A 19,232-nucleotide genomic window follows, 5' to 3' on the forward strand; every position below is an offset into this window, starting at 1 on the left:
ATCCGCCTGGCAGCGCTCACCCGGGTCGGCCGGGGGTTCCGGCTGGCCTGCCCGGCGTGGACCAGCACTCGAGAACGCAGATTCGTCTGGTCGGGCCAAGCTGCGGGTTCACCCGGCGCAGGCCGGCCAGGGTTCATCGGCCACCAGACCGGGCGGCGATGCCACACTGCGTCGGCCCACAACAAGGACCACCGGACCGAAATCAGCGGACAGCGCCGCCGACAGATCAGCCGTGGCACCGCGCCTCGACAGCTGAGCTAGGCCGACCGGTGTCGGGACACGGGTAGCGCCATGGACACGTCGCTCGGCCGCAGGTCCCGTCGGACGCGGATGAACTTGGGTGGGTGGCGCCACCGATGATCCTCGAACGCCGTGTCGACATCGAGCTCCACGACGGTCGTCGGCTCGACCTGCACGTAGGTCACCGGTTCAGCGGGTCGCTGCCCGAACCGGCTGGAAGCGATGGTCGGGGGCCACGGATGCTCGGCACCGGCCGCGGTCACCACCGCGGCGATGTCGTCGCGGGCAGCGCGGGACAACGGGGTGGTCCGGCCGGCGACCCGTAGCCGTCCACGATGATCAGTCCGACCGACGATGAGCGCCTCAGGCTGTACCAGCGTGCCCAGGACGCCGCCGACGACGGCTTCCGCGGTGAAGCGGGTGCGGACCTTGCGCCACATCCTGCCGCCCGCGCGATAGGGGTGGTCCAGCCGTTTCGCCACGACGCCCTCGATGCCGGCGTCGGAGTGGTTGAGCAGCCACGCCCGCGCGACGGCCGGCTCGGTCGACATCGGCATGAGGACCAGGCCATGCGGGAGCCGGCGGGTGAGCAGCTCCTCGAGCAGTGCCCGACGCACGCTGTAGGGCCGGGAACGGACGTCCTTGCCGTCGAGGGCCAGGACGTCGAAGACCACGTAAGACGCCGGCATGGTGAGGGACAGCTCCCGGGCTCGGGACTCAGCGGGGTGCAGCCGCCCTTGCAGCGCGGTGAAGTCCATCCGGGCCTCGTGCCACAGGACCAGTTCACCATCCAGCACCACGTCGACGCCCAACTCGCCGACGGCACAGACGATCTCGGGAAAGTACCGGCCCAGCGGGCGCTGCTGGCGCGACTGCAGAGCAACCCGATTCATACCGCGGTGGGCGATGCACCGGAAACCGTCCATCTTCGGTTCCACGGCCCAGCCGCCAGGGTGGCTTGTGGGGAGTCGCAGTGCCGGCACCGCGATCATCGGGCGCACCGGGTACTCGACACCTGCTATACCCATCCCTTCGCTCACCCGGGGACAGTAAGCAGGTCACGGTGGGTTCGAGCTGCCGGACCGGCTGTGGTTACGGCGGTGGCGAACCGGTTGCTCTACGTCTGCAGTTCCTTCTGATCCGCGCCGAGATGCGGGCTCGTCACGGCACCTTCGATGCCAGCCCCCTCCCAGGCGGTTTGACGACAGTTATCCACAGTTGATCAACGTCAGTACCGATGCGTGGTCACAGCGACCATGCTTCGACCTCGTGAAGGCTGCGAGCCACCACCAGATCGCCACGAACAGACCACGTGGCGAGCACTCGCATCGGCAGGCTAATGGGCGACTTTCCCTGCTCCGTCCATCGTACCTGCTGGAGAAATCGATGAAGGCAAACGAGCGCCGTTTGAGCACCGCCGAAGGCGCGGAAACAGGAATGAGTCAGAAGGAACTTTACCGAGTCAGTGAGGCGATGGACCTGCTGTCGCTTGGGCGCAGCGTCATATACGAGCTCCTCCGAAGCGGACGACTCCGATCGGTCCGCGAAGGACGAACACGCCTGATCCCGGCCTCCGCGATCACCGACTACGTTGCACTTCTCGAACGAGAGGCCGATGCCAATGGTTTCGGCGCGGCGTCATGACGTCTCGTCGAGGCCGGGGCGAGGGCGGGCTGCACTGGGATGAGCAACGGCAGCGATGGATCGCAACAGCCAGCCTCGGGTTCGACTCCCGCAGCAAGCGAATCACACGTAAGGCCAGTGGCCACACCAAAACGGATGCCAAGAACAAGCTCCGCACCATCCTCCGCGAGCAGGAGGACGGCCTCACTGTCACAGGAGCCCAGAACTACACCGTCGCCGCCGCCGTGCGGGACTGGCTCGCGTTCGGACTTGTGGGCCGATCGGAGAGCACGACCGCGAACTACCACACCATCGCCGAGACGCACATCATTGCGCCGCTCGGGGCACGCCGGCTCCGCGACCTCTCGGCGGACGATGTCGACCGTTGGTTGAGCGCGGAATCTCGCAGGGTCAGCACGCGCACGCTCCGGCTCATGCACTCGCTGCTCAACCGCACGATGCGACACGCGATGGCAGGCGACAAGGTGAAGCGGAACGTGGTGTCCCTGTGCGACGTACCGACCGGGCTCCAGGGGCGGCCGTCGAAGTCGCTGACCTTCGAGCAAGCCGAAGCTGTCCTGGCCGCAGCGGAGGACTCCCCCCTCCACGCGTACATCGTGATGTCGCTGCTGACCGGCGCCCGAACCGAAGAATTGCGCGCGCTGCGCTGGCGCGAGGTCGACCTCGAGGGGCGTCCGGACGCCAGCCCGCCGATACCCCCCTCGGTGGCGGTCTACCGCTCCGTCCGCGCCGGCAGCGACACCAAGACCGTCACATCACGCCGGCGACTCGCGATGCCGCAACGCTGCGTGGATGCCCTGCGCCGCCACCGCGACCGCTTGCCACACCCACCACCAGCCGACGCACTGGTGTTTGCCACCGCCAACGCCACCCCACTCGACGCCCACAACGTGCGTCGGTCGTTCCGCCGCGTGATCGCCACAACCAGCCTTGACCCCACAGCCTGGACGCCCCGCGAACTCCGCCACAGTTTCGTGTCCCTGCTCTCGGCGTCAGGAGTCCGGATCGAGGACATCTCCCGTCTCGTCGGACACAGCGGCACCGCGGTCACCGAGCGGGTCTACCGCCATCAGTTGCAGGCCGTGCTCGACGAGGGCACCACCGCGATGGACGACCTGTTCCCGCACAACGAGCCCGACAGTCACTCGCATAGTCACTCAGCAAGAGAGCATGATCGAAAGCCAGCCGCGCCCGGCTTCCGTCCAAGGCCGGCAGCGATCCCACCTGCACAGCATTTCCGCAGGTAGAAATGCTGATGGGCGCCCCCGACGAAAGGGAACCGCCCATCATGCCGTCGGGACGACAGGATTTGAACCCGCGACCCCTTGACCCCAGTACGATCGCGGTAGCCCTCTGGCCAGCGGAATCGAGATTCGGCTGGTCGGCCTGGTGCAGCACAGCGCATGTCAGGCACGCCCAGGGCTCCCCCACACAACACCGCGCTCCACATCTGCTCCACGCTCGCCAGTCGTTGCATTCTGCGGCGCGGCCGCAACGATGCGTCGACCGCTTCGTGCAAGCCGGTACTGGCCGTGGAAGCCCAGCGGCGCCGGGGGCCGGGGTGGCGGTCCTGCCGGCTCGGGTCAGCGGGGCGCCTTAGGCGTCGAGGGTGGTGCTGCTGGCCAGGCCGGCGGTTCGTGCTCTACGCCAACGCACCCGGTCGCTACGAGTCGGGCAACCGCCACCCCTGCTCGGTGGGAAGACGCAGGGCCTCGCTCGGCCCCCACGAGCCGCGTGGGTAATGCACCGGCCGCGGGGGGTTCCGCAGCAACGGGTCGCACAGGAGCCATAGCAACTCGACCTGTTCCGTGCTGATGAACAACATCGAGTCGCCGCGCATGACATCAAGGAGCAGGCGCTCGTAGGCCTCTAGCGGCTCGGCTTCCGGGAACGCCTCGACGAGGTCCAGCCGCATTCTGCCTCGACCGAGCCTGAACGCGCTGCCGGGCACCTTCGCCCGGACGTCGGCGAAGATCGTCGGGTCGTCGGTGAGCTCGAGGACCAGTTCGTTGCAGGTGTCGTTCACGTCCCCGGGGAAGATCTTCAATGGCGGCTCCCGGAAGCCGATCGTGATCGTGCGCCGGCTCTCGGCGAGCGCTTTTCCCGTTCGCAGGTAGAAAGGGACACCGATCCAGTACCAGTCGTCGACGTAGACCTCCATGGCGACGAACGTCTCCACAGTCGAGGCCTCGTCGACACCGGCTTCGTCTCGATACCCGTCGTACTGGCCGAACACGACGCGCTCCGGATCGATGGGGCGGATCGCGCGGAAAACCTTGATCATCTCGTGATGCAACGAGTCCGCGTCCATGCGTGCCGGCGGGGCCAGCGCCACGAAGCCGAGCAGTTGGAACAGGTGGGTGGAGATCATGTCCCGGAACGTGCCGGTCGATTCCATGAAGTCCGCCCGACCCTGAATGTCGATCTGTTCCGGCACGTCGATCTGGACGTAGCAGATGTGCTGATAGTTCCACACCGGCTGAAAGATTCCGTTGGCGAAGCGCAGCGCGAGGATGTTCTGCACGGCTTCCTTGCCGAGGAAGTGATCGATTCGATAGATCTGGCGCTCTTCGAAGAACTCATGCAGGGTCTCGTTGAGCCTGCGGGCCGATTCGACGTCTTTGCCGAACGGCTTCTCGAGGACGATCTTCGTCGAACCGGGCACATCGAACGTGCCGAGCATACGGACCACGCTCGCCGTCGCCGTCGGCGGAACCGCGAGGTAGTACAAGATCTCGCAGTCGTTGCCCGTCTCCTTGGCCGCCTCCACCACCGCTGTTTCCAATGCGGCTCCGTCGTCCTCGGACGTGGACACGAAGCTGATCCGGCGTGCGAACTCCTCCCACGCGGCGTCGTCGATCGTCCCCCGGTAGACCTCCACGGCCGCGTGGACCATCGGCAGGAAGGCATCCTCGGTCGCCGGTGCGGTGTGGCTGGAGCAGATGAGGCGGAAACGCTCGGGCAGCAGGTGAAGCTGCCAGAGGTGGAACAACGCCGGGAACAGCTTGCGCCGGGCGAGGTCGCCGGTCGCACCCATGACGACGAGGACATGCGGGGCGAGCGGCCCCTCGTCGGCCGCCTCGGTCAGTGGCAGGCCCCGAGCAGCGGATTCCCGGTGCGTCCTCATCCGAGTCCTGTCCGGTCCAGCGCGTCCTCGGCGGCGCTGATGTGCCGCAGCGCTTCCGCCGCGGCTGCTGCGGCGAGTCCGGTCGGGATCCTGTCGGGCTCGAACTCGGCGGTGAGGAGGTCACGGACGTCACCGAGCAGCTCGTACGACCGGTCTCGTGCCTCCTCGAACGACATCATGTCCTGCGGTCGCACGGCACCTCCCGATGCTGGGTCCCCGTTACGCGAGGGCTCGTCGACCGAGCACGCCTCGTCTCACCATCTCAGCGCGGTCGGAACGCTGAACGGGTCCCGCGGGGCCAACCTCGGGGAACGCCGTCACCCTCCTGGGCCGATCCGATGCCGCCGACGTGCCGGTCCGGTCGACGCGGTGATCCTGAGCGCGGGCCACCAGCCGCCGTGACCAGGCGCACCGGCGGTCGTCCGGAGGGCAGCTACAGCGGACGGCTGATCCGCTCGACACGGGCATGCAGACGCCCTTCTGGCGCCGTCCAGGCGACCTCTTCGCCGGCTGCGCCCCGAATAGCGCCCGCCCCAGTGGGCTCTCGGGCGTGACGACCGGGACGTCCTCGTCGGGAAAGCAGCTGACCTGCACGGTCTCGCAGGAGCCGTCGGGGAAGCGGACCGTCACCACGCTGTAGAGGCCGACCCGCTCGGACGCGTCCCCGTCGGGCCGCCCCGCCTCCCAGAGGTAGTGCGCGAGGTCGCGGATGCGGCGGTCGAGCCAGTCGATCTCATCCCGCAGTTCGGTGGTCTCCCCCTGATCCCCGAAGTCGTGCGGCCGGTGATCGTCGGACACGAGACTCTCCTCGAGCTCGCGCCTGCGCCTCCGCAGCAGCTCCAGCTCCTCGAGCAGCGCGTGGCGCTCATCGTGCGCGGCGACGTTCATACATCACCGTCGCATCGCCGGCCGCCCGGCGCGTTGGCCCGCCAGGACGGACTTCTCCGCCTGCTTCGGTCCCGCAGGAGCAGTCATCAGCCGGTTCCCTGGGGTCATACAGCGCGCTCCGGGCTGTCCTGCACCCCGTGGCGCGATCGAGACCGCAACGGTGCTCGCAGGGGGAACCGAGCGCCCGTCCTGGCCATGCCAGGTCCGTGCCAGGACCGGTCCGGTCGAGGACAGTCCCTGCGATGACGGCCGTACCGCAGTCCCGCACCTTCGACATTCTCGGCCTCGACCTCGACGGATACGTCGCGGTGCCGCCGAACCCGACCGGGCTCGTGCTCTTCGCGCGGGGGCCAGGGGGCAGCCATGACGACGAGCGGGATGTGCGTGTGGCGAACGAGCTCAACGCGGCGCGGATTGCCACTGTCCGGGTGGACCTGCTCACCGAAGCGGAGCAGCGGATCGATGCCGCGACAGCACAGCTGCGGTTCGATGCACACCTCCTCGGCGTGCGCGTGATCGCGATGATCGACCGGTTGGCGTCCGATCACGCGACCGCGAGCCTTCCCGGCGGCGTCCTGGGCGCCCACGCCGCCGCAGCCGCATGCCTGATCGCCGCGGCGGCAAGGCCGCATTGGGTGCGGGCGGTCGCCTCGCCGTCGGGCCGGCCGGACCTCGCAGGCGAGTTCCTCCTCATCGCGCGGGCGCCGACCCTGCTCGTCGTGGGCGAGTACGACGCGCAGTTACGCGCCCGCAACGAGGACGCCTCTGACCGCATCGCCGGGCCCACCCGAATCGCCGTGCTCGACGACGTAGGCCACGTGATCGACAAACCGAGGGCGCAAGTGGTCCTGGCGGAGATGTGCCGAGACTGGTTCCGCGCGCACCTGTGCCCGCGGGCGAAGGCCCGCGCTCGGTGACCCGGCGTGTCCGCGTCGGTCGCGCTGTTGCTCGAGCTGGGCATCCTGCTGATCGTGCTGAGCGTGCTCGGCACGATCGCGCGCCGGCTGTCGCTGACTCCTGTGCCGCTGTACCTCCTGGCCGGACTCGCCATCGGCGAGGGCGGCCTTTCGCTCGTCCCGAGCTCGGGCGCCTACATCGAGTCCAGCGCCCAGATCGGCCTCGTGCTGCTACTGCTCATGCTCGGGCTGGAGTTCTCGAGCGACGAGTTCGCCGAGAGCTTGCGGCGCCATCTGCCATCCGTCGTGGTCGACGCCGTTCTCAACGCCACCCCCGGCGCGATCGCCGGGCTGCTCCTCGGTCTCGACCCCGTCGGGGTCCTTGCGCTGGCCGCGGTCACGTGGGTGTCGTCGTCCGGCATCGTTGCCCGGCTTCTCGGCGACCTGCGACGACTGCGGAACCCGGAGACCCCGGCCGTCCTCGCAGTGCTCGTGCTCGAAGACTTTGCGATGGCGATCTACCTTCCCGTGCTGACGGTCGTGGCGGCCGGTGGGACCTGGTGGCAAGCGCTGCTCGGCGTGTTCGTCGCGTTGGCAGCGCTGTTCATGGCGTTGCTGGCGTCGCGGCGCTGGAAGCACCGGATCGGCGGCTTCCTGACCCATCTGGAGCCCGAGCAGCTCCTGCTGCGGATCGTGGGCGTCACCCTGCTCGTGGCCGCCCTTGCCGAGCTGATCAACATCTCCGCGGCCGTCGGGGCGTTCCTCGTAGGACTCAGCCTGACGGGCGAGATCACCGAACGGGCGCGCGAGGTGCTCACGCCGATCCGCGACATGTTCGCCGCAGCGTTCTTCCTCGCTATCGGCCTTTCGATCGATCCTGCCGATCTCGTGCCGGTCCTGCCGGTTGCCCTGGTCCTTGCGGCCGTGACTGCGCTCACGAAGGTGTTCGCCGGCGCCTACGCGGCGAGACGGGACGGAGTGGACCGCCGCGGGCAGCTGCGCGCGGGCTGCGCGCTGATCGCCCGCGGTGAGTTCTCGATCGTCGTCGTCGGGTTGGTCGCCTCGCCCGCGGATCATGGGCTCGGCGCACTCGTCGCCGCCTACGTCATGGCCCTCGCGACAGCCGGCCCGATCATCGCCCGGCTCGTGGGCTCCCCGCGTCCACCGTGAGGCAGGCGCGGGCCTCGGTCAGGGCCGCACGCGTGACACGACGGCCTGAATGCTCATGACCGGCCGGTGCCTGTGCGCCGCGGTGGAGCGTCCCGCGCTGCCCTGCCGGGACGGCGAAAAGCCCGTAGTTCGTCCTGCCGGGCTGTGCACTAAGCCCTGCTGGTGCTGGCAACGTCCGTGCTGCTGACGAGCAGGAACCGACACTCGTCCCGAGATCGAGGAGGCGGACCGATGCGACCTGTTCGACGTGGGGATCCGGGTACGAGCTCGGCGTGGGCCCTCCTTCTCACGCTGCTCCTGACGGCCACGGCCGCCCTCGCCGGGTGCGCCGGCCGCGATGACACGGCACCCGCCCCGCAGTTCGCGGAGGGGCTGTCGGAGGAGTTCGCCGGGGTCGTCCAGGCCGTCCTGCCCTCGGTGGTGGAGATCAGCCAGCCGGGATCGGTGGGGTCCGGCGTCGTCTTCGACCGCGACGGGCACATCGTGACCAACGCGCACGTCGTCGGTTCGGGGAAGACGTTCGAGGTCAGGTTCGCGAACAGCAGCGCCGTGCGGACAGCGACGCTCGTGTACTCCTGGCCGCCCGAGGACATCGCGGTGATCAAGGTGCAGGACACCGGCGGCCTGGTGCCCGCGCAGTTCGGCGCGGCTCGTGACCTGCAGGTGGGCGACATCGTCATGGCGATGGGCAGCCCGCTCGGGTTGGAGAGCAGCGTGACGCAGGGTGTGGTCTCGGCACTGGGCCGGACCGTCTCGGAGCCACCGGAGCCGCAGATCGGCTTCCCCGGGACCGTGCTCCGTCAGACGATCCAGACGAGTGCCCCGATCAACCCCGGCAACAGCGGTGGCGCGCTCGTCAGCCTCGACCGCAAGGTCGTCGGCATCCCCTCGGTCGCCGCCGTGAACGAGGGCATCGGCGGGGTGGCAGCCGGGATCGGGTTCGCGATCCCCGGCGACATCGCGAGCGACCTCGCCCAGCAGATCATCGACCACGGGCGCGTGATCAACTCAGGACGCGCGGCCCTCGGGATCACCGGGCTGACCGTCACGAACGACCAGGGGCAGCCGGTCGGGGTCGGCGTCGCCGCCCTTGATCCGAACGGGCCTGCCGCGAAGGCCGGCGTGCGTGTCGGCGACCTCATCACCCGCTTCGAGGGCGACGAGATCCGGACCGCGCAGGACCTGCAGACGCAGATCGCCTCACGTCGGCCGGGTGACGCCGTTCGGCTGACGGGGACACGGCCGCCGACGGCAGAACCCTTCACGATCACGGTCACGCTCGGCGAGCTTCCGATCGCCTGAGGAGGACGGAGATGCTCGAGATCGAGACGGTCAACCGCATCCTGGGGATGGACGGCGACGGTCTGCCGGTGCTGTCGGTGTACGTCAGCATCGACCCCGACGACCGCCGCGCCTTTCCGAGCGCTGTGGACGGGGTGCTCCACGAGGCCCGCCTGCTCACCAAGGACCCCGACCTGGACCGGGAGGCCCGGTTGTCCCTGCGCGGGGACATTGAACGAATCATGGAGGCCGTGGCGGAGGAGCACCTCCGCCCGCGTGCCGTCGCGTTCTTCTCGTGCTCCGGGCGGGGGTTGTTCGAGGTCGTCGAGCTGCCGCGCCCGGTTCGCGACCGCCTCGTGGTCGACGCGACGCCGTGGGTCCGTCCGCTGGTGGCGGTGCTCGACGAGTACCACCGCTGCCGTGTCGTGGTGGTCGACCGCGCGCATGCCCGCTTCTGGGACCTCTACCAGGACGAGATGGTCGAGCGCGGCAAGCTGCGGGACCGCGCGCTGCGCAAGCCCGACTACGCGTACGGCATGCGCGAGGTCGCCACGAGGAACAAGGCCGAACTACTGGCGAAGCGGCACTATCGCGCCGTCGCGCAGCGGCTGGCCGAGGATCTCCGCCGGCGCGAGTTCGACATCGTCGCCGTCGGCGGCCACGAGCACGAGATCCCGGAGGTCCTGGACCACCTGCCGCGAGAGGTACGTGACCGCGTCGCCGGGACGTTCCAGGTGCACCCCCGTGAGGAGGACCTCGGGACGATCCGGGACCTCGCGCAGGAGGTCGTCGACCGCTACGAGCGGGCGGAGGAGGAGCGGCTGGTGGCGGAGGCCCTGGAGAAGCACGCCGCTGGTGGGCTCGCCGCCGTCGGTCTCGACGACTGCTTGTGGGCCGGCGCCACTGCCGCGGTCGAGCTGCTCCTGGTCCACGACGAGGTCATGCGGCCAGGCGTGGTCTGTGCCGACGATGGCTGGATGGCGACGTCGGGCGACCGGTGCCCGATCTGCGGCAACCCGCTGCGCAGGACTCCGGACGTCGTCGACGAGCTCGTACAGGCAGTCATCGACGAGGGCGGGAGCGTCGAGCATGTGGGTGCGGAGACGCCGCTGCGCGATCATCTGAGCGCCGCGACGCTCCGCTTCCCGCTGCCGCCCCTCCCGGCCGGCTGACGCACCGGGAGGGTGGCGGCTGCCCGGAGTGACGTCAGCGCGACACCCGTGCGCCGGCGAACTGCTCGACGATCGCCCGGCAGAACGCCGGAAGGTCGGCAGGCGAGCGGGTGGTGGTGAACTGGCCGTCGATCACCACCTCCTCGTCGACGACCTCGGCCCCCGCATTGCGCAGGTCGGTCCGCACGCTCGGCCACGAGGTGAACCGGCGCCCGCGGACGACATCGGCCTCCACCAGCGTCCAGGGGCCGTGGCAGATCGCAGCCACCGGCTTGCCCGTGGCGACGAAGGCCTTGACGAACTCCACGGCGCCGGGGTTCATGCGCAGCTGGTCCGGGTTCACGGTCCCGCCCGGGAGCAGCAGGGCGTCGTAGTCGTCGACGTTCGCGTCGGACACCTGCCGGTCCACCGGGAACGTCCCGGCGGACACCATGTCGAACTGGCGGGCCTGGATCTCGCCCGGGTGTATCGAGAGCAGGTCGCTCCGCGCGCCTGCGCCGTAGAGGGCTCCCCGTGGCTGTTCGAGCTCCACGCGCTCGACCCCGTCGGTCGCCAGGATGGCGATCGTCTTGCCCTGCAGCTCCGAGCCCATGAGTCGCTCCCCGTTCCGTCTGTTCCCGTTGCGGTCGCCGCGGCGCTCACTGCGCCGGCACCGCGACCTTCCCGGAGCCGGGCAGCGGCGCTCGTCGGCCTGACGGGACCAGAAACCCAGCCGCAGTCCACCCGGCGGAGCCAGCCGGGGTGAGCGGGGCTCGGCGGAGAGGCCCCCGGGTGACCTCCGGGACGGACCTGCCGGGCCGAGAACGGAGGGCGAGATTGCAGCCTGCGGACCGGTGCACGAGTGCCCCGGTCGTGCGACTGTTCGCCGCAGAGAACCTGTGGGGAGGATCAGCCGATGGCCCGGGACGACCGCGAGGTCCTCGACGTGTCCCACGATCCCTGGCTGGTGCGCCTGAAGGACGCCTTCCAGTGGGTGGTCCCGGCGCTCCACCTGGACGACGACGCGGGAGGAGCGCACGGCAGGCGCATCGTCACCTGCCGGCACTGCGGGCAGCGCAACCGGGTGGCCGCTGTTGCCGCGGGTGTCCCGAGATGCGGGAAGTGCCACCAGGCCCTGCCGTGGATCGCCGGCGCCGGCGACGACGAGTTCGGCGACGTGGCGGAGCAGGTGTCGATGCCGGTGCTCGTGGACCTGTGGGCGAGCTGGTGCGGGCTGAGCTGCATGGTGCGACCGGTCGTGCAACGGCTGGCCGCCGAACGGGCCGGGGAGATCAAAGTGGTGGAGGTGGAGGTTGCGGCGGCGCCCCGGATGTCAGGGCGCTTCCACGTGTGCGGCATCCCGACACTGATGGTGCTGCGCAGAGGCGTGGTGGTGGCCCGGCGATACGGTGAGGTGCAGGCGCCGGCCCTGCGCAGCTGGCTGGACCACGCACTGCGTGATCAGGCCGGATCGACGCCCGATGGCGGCATCGCGCTCCGCACCCCTCCGGCTGTCGACCTGGCAGGCGCCCGGACCACGAAAGGGCCCGGCTCCGCCTACAGCTCGGGGTAGAAGTCGGCGAGGTGCAGGTCGAGCTCCATCAGGTCCGGGTGCCCGAAGAAGGCGAGGTTCCCGCTGTCGGCGGGGCAGCCGGGCTGGTGGTGGACGGCACCGATGCGCCGGGTGGCAGGGCAGTGCTTGCACGGCACCGGCACCAGCGGGTAACGAGCGGTCACGCGTTCTCCTCGACGATCCGCGCGGGCCGGGCGGGGCGGGGAGCACCGGGCCACCGGTCCGCGGAGAAACCTCAGGCTATGCAGCGTGACGGCGGTGGCACCACCTCCTGTGCTGGGGGTTACGGCCGGGCGACGGACTCAGTCGGTGCTGGTCGCCCGGCGGTGGGCCTGCAGCAGGTGGCCGGCGAACCACACGAGGGTGCGCCCGGAGGTGTCCACCCCCGGCATCAGTCGCAACGACTCGTAGGCCGTCTCGACGCAACGCACCAGGAGCACGCGTTCCTTCTCGACGGTGGCGGCGAAGGAATCGGAGAAGCCCGAGTCCTGGCGGGTGGGAGCGGTCCTCGTCATGTGCTCTCCTCGTAGCGAGCGGCTTCCCGTAGGACGATGGTCTGCCCTGGTATCGCTCGCATGCACGGTGCCGGCGGCACGAACACCGTTGCCGGGAGTCGGCCCGGGAGGGCAGGTCGGCGTCGGCCGTGGTGGTCGGCCGCGGCGCCGAGACCCCCTGGCCCTCGATCAGCTCCACGCCGTACCCGGCCACCGCCGTCCGGACCACTCCCGCCAACGCCGCCTGAGGTATGCCATCCCGGGCAGAAATCCCTGCATCCGGGTCGCCGCGCCGCGGCCGTTTTGGACCGCCGTCTGCGCCCACACCGTGGTCCTCGGACACGATGTCCACGAGCCGCAACGTCGTTGGTACATGCGGCGGCGGGAACACCTGCGCAGCCCGGACCTGCTCGAGCGCGGTATCGGAGGCGGGGGTCGGGTGGCGTGGCCGTGGGCAACACAGTGCCCGACGACGCCCGGCCCGCGGGCGTCGCGGTTGCCACCTCGACGAGGTGGACCGGTTCGGGTTGTGCCGTACCACGTTGGTCACCCTGGTCCGCCGCTGCGGCGCGCTCCTGGCGGAGCAGTGGGGCGGCGGGGAGCACCTGGACGATCGTCCGTGCTCTTTCCCGTCGGCGATGTCGGCGCTACCGGGGGAAGCTCGGCGTCGAGACGAATGGAGTGCCGCCACACCAAAGCGGTAAGGGCCACGACGAGATCAGGATGAGTAGTTCGATCCCTTGCGGGTTCCACCGGAACGACTTCTCGGCGGCTGCGGTCAGGATGAGGACGCTTCTGATGGCGGCGACGAGCCAGGAAGGGCAGGGGGTCCAGGGCACCCCGGTGTTCTACTGCGATCGCGACGGTGTGCAGCAGCTCGGCGACGATGAAGAGCAGCAGAGCCGTTGCGGGAGTCTCCGCCGTCGCGCCCGGCCGGGTCGTGCTTGTCATAGCCCCGGTGCTCGCTCATCTCCGCCCCCAGGGCGGTCTCGAGCACGTTCTTGATCAACTGTTCGTGCAGCCCGTTTCGGGCCGACCAGCTCGATGCCTCACGCCCTGGCCTGCGCCAACAACTGCTCAGTCCCAACCCGGCGTTGACAGAGCCAAGGGCGCGCCGTCCCATTGGGTGGTTTCGAACGCTGCGGTGATCGCAGCCGGGTTAGCTTGGGGAGGGGCGGCCATGGACGACCGAGCACATGACCGTTCACACGACTCGGCGGGCGGCGGCGGATCCACCCGGGAGGGTCGACAACGCGGCAACCGGGTCCGGGTCGGCCTGTTGGCCGATCCCGGTGTGTCTACCCATCTCGCCGCCGCCCTTGTGTCCGGCCTGCCCGGCGTGCTGGCTGCAGAGGTCGACGACGCGACCGAGTGGGTCGTGAGCACCGAGACCCGCGAGATCCCGCTCAACGACCAGGGCCTAGTCCCGGTGGAGTCGCTCGCGCAGGAGCATCGCACGCGGCAAGGGTGGGACGTCATGATCGTGTTGACCGACCTGCCTCGCCGCATTGGGACTCGCCCCGTCGCCACCGTCCTGATCGCACGCGCGCGCAGCGGGATGGTCTCGCTGCCCGGGCTCGGAGCCCTGGGCGTGCACCGACGGGCGCGCCAGGCCACTGTTCACCTCGTGCGGGCACTCACCGGGCACGAGTGCAGGTCCAAGGGGGGATGCCCACCGGGCATCCCGCGGTTCAGCTCGCTGCGTTACATGAGCGCTGAGGATGACGCCGACGCACATCTCGCCTTGGTCGGGTTGCGCGGCAGGTTGCGGCTGCTCGCCGGGATGGTGCGGGACAACCGCCCGTGGCGGCTCGTCCCCCACCTGTCCACTGCCACCGCGGCGGCCGCCGCTGTGGCCGCATACTCCATCATGACCACGGACTTCTGGGAGATGGCGGCCTCGCTGGCGCCGCTGCGGCTGCTGGTCATCTCCCTTGTCGCGATCCTGGCCATGGCGACCTGGCTGATCATCTACAACCACTTCTGGGACCGCGCAGACGACCGGGCGGTGGCGGTGCTCTACAACGCCGCCACCGCCGTCACGATCGTCTTCGGGGTGACGTGCATGTACGCACTCCTCTACCTCGCCGGGCTGGTCGCGGCGCTAGCGCTGATCGATCCCGGCTACTTCTCCGCGCAGTTGCACCAGCCCGCCTCGTTCGGCGCCTACCTGAAGCTGGTGTGGCTGGCGAGCTCGGTCGGCATCGTGGCTGGGGCGCTCGGCTCCAGCCTCGAGAGCGAGGAGGCCGTCCAAGACGCGACGTACGGCAGGCGGGAACTCGCGCGGCGGCGCGGCCGCGATCCGAGTTCGAAGTAGGTCGCCACGACGGGTGGGGCCAACATTGGGTTCGCGGCGCTTCCCTTGCCGCAGAACGCGAAGAGCACCCGGCTGCTCGTGGCGCGGTCGGGCGCCCCAGCGCCGCCAGCAGATGGCGGTGACCCCGACCATGGAGTGATCGTCGATCCCGAGTGGCAGGGTCAAGCGTTCTCCTCCTTGAGCCATTTCCATCCTGCGTAGTGGGTTCCCTCGACGTGGTTCGGGGCGAGGATGGTCTGCAAGATCGCGGTGGAAGGGCGCCGACGAACAGCCCGGCCAGCGGTTCGGTCGTGGCTCGGGGGGTGTGCCTACCCTGCGGTCGGGTTACCGGTCTTTCTGGTCCTGCCAGCCATCGGGTTCGGGGTGGTATCCGTAGGCAGCGGCCCGCACCGTCTCCTCGTCCTCCAGCCCAGAGCCGATCGCGCCCCCGACGGTGGCCAGCGAGCTGATGATCCAGGCGAGTGTCAGGTAGTCGGTGACATCGACCGGCCGCCGCAGGGTCTGTTCCAGCACGGATGTGTCGATCAGCAGCGCTGCGACGAGCAGCGTCCCGACGAACAGCACCACATAGGACACCGCCGTGGCCAGGGTGAGGGTGAGGATCGTGCCCACGTTGAACAGCCGGGCCAGCTCGGCCGGTGTCTCCCGGTCCGGTTTTTCCCACAGATCGTGCGCGACGATCAGCCAGGCCACCAGCGCGGTCAACCCGAGCAGCATGATCACGGTGAGGCGGAGTCCGCCGAGCGCATCGCCCACCTGCCAGATGGTGGCGGTGGTGAGCGAGAACGCGGCCGTGCCGAGCACGCCGACCAGCAGCTTGGACAGGCCCAGCAAGGCGCGTCCCGGGCGGTTCGCACGGACCATCCCGATCAGCAGCCGCACCCGGCCGATCAACCGCGAGGCGACGTAGCGCAGTTCCCCGGCGTCGCCCTCGCCGAGCATCCTGCCGATGGCGGGCACCCGGCTTGTCAACCCGGCCGGTTCCCGACCGGCCGGGGGCACCCGCTGGTCGGAAGAGTCGGTGAGCAACCGACCGACAAGATCAGGCACGATCGTGCGGACGGCTCGTAGCTGGCGCAGCCCCAGGGCGGGCAGAGACACCATCGCGACTCCGCGCTGGGCGGAGATCTGCGCGACCAGCGGCATCCGGTCGGTGTGCAGCGGCAGGTCGGTCAGGCAGACCGCGACGTCCCACTTCTCGTCGGCGCGCCGGCGGGCAAGATCGTCCAGCAGCGCCTCAGCGCCGCCGTCGCGGCGCGGCGCCACGTCGCCCCAGCCTTGCTGGACGGTCCACCGCACGTCGGCGTCCACCCGCTCGGCGAGCCGGTCGGCCAGTTCGGCGGTGAGCCGCGCGGCGACCTGGGCCGGGTGGTCCGGCGGGGTCGCCACCAGCCCGACGACGATCTCCGAGCGGTGCTCTTCATCGTGGGTCATGAGCTCATCACCGGTAGCCGGGCCCAATCGCCGCACCGGCGTTCTTCAGTCCAAGCGTTCATGCCTCGGTCTACCCAGGACGCTCCTCCGGTCAATCGAAAGGTCCGTTTGGTGCCGCTCGGACGCCGAACGCGGTCGGCGGTGTCGTCGCCCCCGGCACTCGTCGATCGACGGCATAGGCGGATTCCGGCTGGGTACCCGGCTCAGGTTGCGGTTCGCAGTACACCGGGACGTCCGACAGGGTGCGCTCGGATACGGAGGCTGCCCGTGACTCGAGCCGGGAGGCGGTGAAGGCCAGGCAGGACGAGGTGCAGCCGGCGGCCGCCGAGGCTCGGTTGGACGAGTCCCGGTCCGGGTGTGGCACAGCCGGCGGGCGTGGAACACGGTGCGCCGATCAGCGACGTGGACGACTCCCGTTCGTCGGGACACACGAGGCCTCCAACCCCAACGCGGGGATCGCGGAGAAGATGTTCGGTCACCCGGTCGCCGGGCTCTTCGGCTACTCACATCTGACCGGCGGCTTCGCGGGCGGTCAGGCACAGTACGCGCGGGTGCCGTTCGCCGACGTCGGTCCGTTGAAGATCGAGTCCGATCTGACCGACGAGCAGGTGTTGTTCCTATCCGACATCCTGCCCACCGGCTACATGGGTGCCGAGATGTGCGACATCCAGCCCAGCGACGTGGTGGCGGTGTGGGGCACCGGCCCGGTCGGCCAGTTCGCCATGGACAGCGCCCGGGTCCTCGGCGCCGCGAGAGTCATCGCCATCGACAAGGAGCCCTACCGGCTGCAGATGGCCGAACAGGCCGGCCACACCCCGATGAACTTCGAGGAGGTCGACGTCCGGTCGACATTGCTGGAGCTGACCGGTGGGCGGGGACCGGACAAGTGCATCGACGCGGTCGGCCTGGAGGCCACCCACGGGCAAGTTGACTTGCCTAGCTGGGTCAGCTCGCTGGTGTCGCTGTGTTGTCTTACCCGCCGCGATTCCGCTGTCCACCCTAGCCCTGAACAATTTGGCCGGGCTCGTCCGCCGGCACCGGAGACGACCTGAACATCGCGATAAACAGGATCCAGCTGCTGGCCTATGCGATTCTTGACGGCTATAGGCGGCGCGCCTCGACGTAGGTCGTTGGAGATCGCCTCCGGCCCCGACCGCACGTACTTCTCCGGCAAACACAAGGCCCATGGGGTCAACGGGCAGGTGCTCGCCGACCCCGCCGGCCAGCTGATCTGGGCCTCGCCAGCGCTACCCGGCGCTTGCCACGACATGGGGGCGGCCCGTGAGCACGGTCTCTTCGACGCTCTCACCGCCGCTGGGGTGCGGACGATCGCCGACAACGGCTACCGCAGCTCCGGGTTCGAGGTTCCTCAGCGACGCCGACCCGCCGCCCCCGAGAGCGGCCGGCGTCAGCGCCTCTCGCGCAATCAGAAGGCGGTGAACTCCGCGCACGCTCGGCAACGCGGACCCGGTGAACGGGCCAACGCCCAGCTCAAGAGCTGAAAAATTCTCCGCAAGATCCGCTGCGGTCCTCACCGAGTCACGGACCTGGCCAAGGCCGTCCTCGTCCGACCGCAAGTGGAAAGGGCTCATTGTCCTCGCCCTCCCACCACTCGAGGTCGTAACGGTCGGCCGCCTCGGTGCGCTCCCGGGCGATCTCCAGGGCGCGCGCCGCGGTCTCCCGATCCGGGTAGGGCCGGAGGCGGGTCGAGAGTGCGGCAGCCATAGAGCGGCTCGACCGTGCGGTGCCTGAGGCAGTAGAACCACTTCCCCCCAGTCATCACACCCCTCGCTGCCCCTGAGGTCTGTCTGTGCGAGGGCCCGCCCACCAGGCTCACGATCTCGCACCGGAGCTGACCCAGCACCTCCTCCAGCCCCCGCAGCTCCGGGTCGAGCTCGACCGCGCGTGGCACCACGTCCCGCACTACGTCGATCGTCGCGGCTGAGAGCGCCACGGCGTCGTCGGCGCGGTCGTCACCGAGCAGGCTCTCGATCTGCTGGGCGAGCGAGGCGAGTGTTCCCGAGTCGGTGTCGGGCACGAGGTAGTCCTCGAGCCCCGCGGGTACGGCGTGCGCTCGCGCAGCTCCTGCACTGCGGTGACGACCGCCGGCGAGGCGCTGATCTGGTCGAGCAGCCCGATCACGCGGTAGGCCCGCGCCACGACCCGCGGCCGGCCCGGGTGCTCGTCGAGCCACCGGAGCAGGGCGTCGTCCCCTCCGAGATGCCGGACAAGCCGGGTCAGACGGGCGGCGATGTCCGTCGGCAGCGCCGCATGCCACGGCAGCACTGTGGACACCTGCTCGGCCAGAGCCGCGTCGGCCCGCCGGTCGGCCTCGCCGCCACGGCGTCCAGCAGCTCCGGGTCCAACCGGAAGACCGAGGTCGGGCCCTCCAGTTCCGGCTCTGTCACGGAACCGGCGAGCGCAGCGCCACGGCCAGAGCACCGAGCGCCGCGCCGTAGACCACCGCGAACACCCCGAGCAGCACCGTCAGCCCGATCACACCTGCCGACGGCCAGACCAGGATGGCGATGCCCGCAATCACCGAGAGAACACCGGCCAGCGCGAGCAGCCAGGTGCGGCCACCGACCATCCGCAGCCGGAACGCCGTGGCGATCTGTGCCGCCCCCGCCACCACCGCCCAGATGCCCACGATGACGGCGAGGATGAGCGCGGTGATGCCCGGCCAGATGAGCGCCAGCACACCCGCGATGACGCTCGCGAGGCCACTGAGAAGGCCCAGCCACCAACGGGACCGTTCGCGGTTACGGACCGCGTCGATCACGCCGGCCACGCCTTCGAGGATCGCGTAGACGCCGAACGCGATGGCCAGGGCCAACACCGTCAGGTCGGGCCAGAGCAGCGCGACGAGGCCGAACGCCAGCGCCAGGACGGCGCGGACGACGATGACCGTGCGTACGGTGCGGACCCCCAGCACCAGCGGGTCGGTGGCCGGGTCGTCGAGCAGCGCGGACTGACGGTTCGCGTGCATGGCAGACCTCCTGGAGCTGAGCAGGGGC

At 69.8% G+C, this 19,232-nt stretch carries 19 protein-coding genes and 3 pseudogenes; 11 read left to right on the top strand and 11 right to left on the bottom strand.

Translation table 11 applies throughout. From position 1 onward, the window contains the following. Positions 1 to 257: 257 nt before the first annotated feature. On the bottom strand, positions 258 to 1,280 hold the full coding sequence (locus AC5L35_RS32745; RefSeq protein WP_495063618.1) for an ATP-dependent DNA ligase: 1,023 nt from the start codon (positions 1,278 to 1,280) through the stop codon (positions 258 to 260). A 346-nt stretch (positions 1,281 to 1,626) separates the two neighbouring features. Here AC5L35_RS32745 and AC5L35_RS32750 point away from each other — a divergent pair, with 346 nt between their 5' ends. Both AC5L35_RS32750 and AC5L35_RS32755 read left to right on the top strand, forming a co-directional pair. After that, on the top strand, positions 1,627 to 1,884 hold the full coding sequence (locus AC5L35_RS32750) for an excisionase family DNA-binding protein (RefSeq protein WP_495063619.1): 258 nt from the start codon (positions 1,627 to 1,629) through the stop codon (positions 1,882 to 1,884). After that, positions 1,881 to 3,131, top strand: a complete 1,251-nt coding sequence (locus AC5L35_RS32755; RefSeq protein WP_495063620.1) for a site-specific integrase — start codon at positions 1,881 to 1,883, stop codon at positions 3,129 to 3,131. The genes AC5L35_RS32750 and AC5L35_RS32755 overlap by 4 nt, the downstream gene beginning before the upstream one ends. Before the next feature lie 416 nt (positions 3,132 to 3,547). On the opposite strand, the gene zwf is transcribed toward AC5L35_RS32755, so the two are convergent. The 3 genes from zwf to AC5L35_RS32770 are packed head-to-tail and all read right to left on the bottom strand — an operon-like array spanning position 3,548 to position 5,899. Further along, positions 3,548 to 5,011 carry a glucose-6-phosphate dehydrogenase gene (zwf, locus tag AC5L35_RS32760; RefSeq protein WP_495063621.1) on the bottom strand — a complete coding sequence of 488 codons (1,464 nt, stop codon included), beginning with the start codon at positions 5,009 to 5,011 and terminating at the stop codon, positions 3,548 to 3,550. Then, positions 5,008 to 5,205 (bottom strand): hypothetical protein, encoded by a 198-nt coding sequence (locus tag AC5L35_RS32765; protein ID WP_495063622.1) that lies wholly within the window; start codon positions 5,203 to 5,205, stop codon positions 5,008 to 5,010. The genes zwf and AC5L35_RS32765 overlap by 4 nt, the downstream gene beginning before the upstream one ends. A gap of 25 nt (positions 5,206 to 5,230) precedes the next feature. Continuing rightward, positions 5,231 to 5,899, bottom strand: a complete 669-nt coding sequence (locus AC5L35_RS32770; RefSeq protein WP_495063623.1) for a hypothetical protein — start codon at positions 5,897 to 5,899, stop codon at positions 5,231 to 5,233. Between the two features lie 386 nt (positions 5,900 to 6,285). Here AC5L35_RS32770 and AC5L35_RS32775 point away from each other — a divergent pair, with 386 nt between their 5' ends. The 4 genes from AC5L35_RS32775 to AC5L35_RS32790 all read left to right on the top strand — a co-directional run bounded on the left by AC5L35_RS32775 (position 6,286) and on the right by AC5L35_RS32790 (position 10,418). Further along, on the top strand, positions 6,286 to 6,816 hold the full coding sequence (locus AC5L35_RS32775; RefSeq protein ID WP_495063624.1) for an alpha/beta hydrolase: 531 nt from the start codon (positions 6,286 to 6,288) through the stop codon (positions 6,814 to 6,816). A gap of 6 nt (positions 6,817 to 6,822) precedes the next feature. Then, entirely contained in the window at positions 6,823 to 7,965 is a 1,143-nt protein-coding gene (locus AC5L35_RS32780) for a cation:proton antiporter (RefSeq protein ID WP_495063625.1), read from the top strand. A gap of 231 nt (positions 7,966 to 8,196) precedes the next feature. Beyond that, positions 8,197 to 9,267 carry a S1C family serine protease gene (locus AC5L35_RS32785; RefSeq protein ID WP_495063626.1) on the top strand — a complete coding sequence of 357 codons (1,071 nt, stop codon included), beginning with the start codon at positions 8,197 to 8,199 and terminating at the stop codon, positions 9,265 to 9,267. 11 nt (positions 9,268 to 9,278) lie between these two features. Continuing rightward, on the top strand, positions 9,279 to 10,418 hold the full coding sequence (locus AC5L35_RS32790; protein WP_495063627.1) for a baeRF10 domain-containing protein: 1,140 nt from the start codon (positions 9,279 to 9,281) through the stop codon (positions 10,416 to 10,418). Between the two features lie 34 nt (positions 10,419 to 10,452). Here AC5L35_RS32790 and AC5L35_RS32795 read toward each other — a convergent pair whose 3' ends face one another. Further along, positions 10,453 to 11,010 carry a type 1 glutamine amidotransferase domain-containing protein gene (locus AC5L35_RS32795; RefSeq protein WP_495063628.1) on the bottom strand — a complete coding sequence of 186 codons (558 nt, stop codon included), beginning with the start codon at positions 11,008 to 11,010 and terminating at the stop codon, positions 10,453 to 10,455. Positions 11,011 to 11,313: 303 nt separating this feature from the next. Between AC5L35_RS32795 and AC5L35_RS32800 the strand changes: the two genes are divergently transcribed. Then, a complete protein-coding gene (locus tag AC5L35_RS32800) occupies positions 11,314 to 11,970 on the top strand; it encodes a thioredoxin family protein (protein WP_495063629.1) in 657 nt (218 codons plus the stop codon). Here AC5L35_RS32800 and AC5L35_RS32805 read toward each other — a convergent pair. The 3 genes and pseudogenes from AC5L35_RS32805 to AC5L35_RS32815 all read right to left on the bottom strand — a co-directional run. Next, positions 11,955 to 12,134 (bottom strand): hypothetical protein, encoded by a 180-nt coding sequence (locus AC5L35_RS32805; RefSeq protein ID WP_495063630.1) that lies wholly within the window; start codon positions 12,132 to 12,134, stop codon positions 11,955 to 11,957. The two genes, AC5L35_RS32800 and AC5L35_RS32805, sit on opposite strands and share 16 nt — an antisense overlap. A 138-nt stretch (positions 12,135 to 12,272) precedes the next feature. Further along, on the bottom strand, positions 12,273 to 12,485 hold the full coding sequence (locus AC5L35_RS32810) for a hypothetical protein (RefSeq protein ID WP_495063631.1): 213 nt from the start codon (positions 12,483 to 12,485) through the stop codon (positions 12,273 to 12,275). A gap of 877 nt (positions 12,486 to 13,362) precedes the next feature. Then, positions 13,363 to 13,513: pseudogene (locus AC5L35_RS32815) on the bottom strand (IS256 family transposase); the annotation flags it as partial. 245 nt (positions 13,514 to 13,758) lie between these two features. Between AC5L35_RS32815 and AC5L35_RS32820 the strand changes: the two are divergent. Further along, positions 13,759 to 14,781 (top strand): hypothetical protein, encoded by a 1,023-nt coding sequence (locus AC5L35_RS32820; RefSeq protein ID WP_495063632.1) that lies wholly within the window; start codon positions 13,759 to 13,761, stop codon positions 14,779 to 14,781. A 324-nt stretch (positions 14,782 to 15,105) separates the two neighbouring features. Here the strand turns inward: AC5L35_RS32820 and AC5L35_RS32825 are convergent, their stop codons facing one another. Beyond that, entirely contained in the window at positions 15,106 to 16,215 is a 1,110-nt protein-coding gene (locus tag AC5L35_RS32825) for a 5,10-methylene-tetrahydrofolate dehydrogenase (protein ID WP_495063633.1), read from the bottom strand. Between the two features lie 467 nt (positions 16,216 to 16,682). On the opposite strand from AC5L35_RS32825, the gene AC5L35_RS32830 reads away from it, so the two are divergent. Further along, positions 16,683 to 17,267 carry a zinc-binding dehydrogenase gene (locus tag AC5L35_RS32830; protein WP_495063634.1) on the top strand — a complete coding sequence of 195 codons (585 nt, stop codon included), beginning with the start codon at positions 16,683 to 16,685 and terminating at the stop codon, positions 17,265 to 17,267. A 99-nt stretch (positions 17,268 to 17,366) separates the two neighbouring features. Continuing rightward, positions 17,367 to 17,777 (top strand): annotated as a pseudogene (locus AC5L35_RS32835) (transposase family protein); the annotation flags it as partial. On the opposite strand, the pseudogene AC5L35_RS32840 reads toward AC5L35_RS32835, so the two are convergent. Beyond that, a pseudogene (locus AC5L35_RS32840) lies at positions 17,755 to 17,995 on the bottom strand (hypothetical protein). The pseudogenes AC5L35_RS32835 and AC5L35_RS32840 overlap by 23 nt on opposite strands. 30 nt (positions 17,996 to 18,025) lie before the next feature. On the opposite strand from AC5L35_RS32840, the gene AC5L35_RS32845 reads away from it, so the two are divergent. Then, complete coding sequence (locus tag AC5L35_RS32845) at positions 18,026 to 18,160, top strand: hypothetical protein (RefSeq protein WP_495063691.1); 135 nt, start codon at positions 18,026 to 18,028, stop codon at positions 18,158 to 18,160. 459 nt (positions 18,161 to 18,619) lie between these two features. Here the strand turns inward: AC5L35_RS32845 and AC5L35_RS32850 are convergent, their stop codons facing one another. Next, positions 18,620 to 19,204: an HdeD family acid-resistance protein gene (locus AC5L35_RS32850; RefSeq protein WP_495063635.1), complete on the bottom strand. Its 585-nt coding sequence runs from the start codon at positions 19,202 to 19,204 to the stop codon at positions 18,620 to 18,622. Between the last annotated feature and the right edge of the window lie 28 nt (positions 19,205 to 19,232).

Source organism: Pseudonocardia sp. OZ21, from assembly GCF_059359135.1.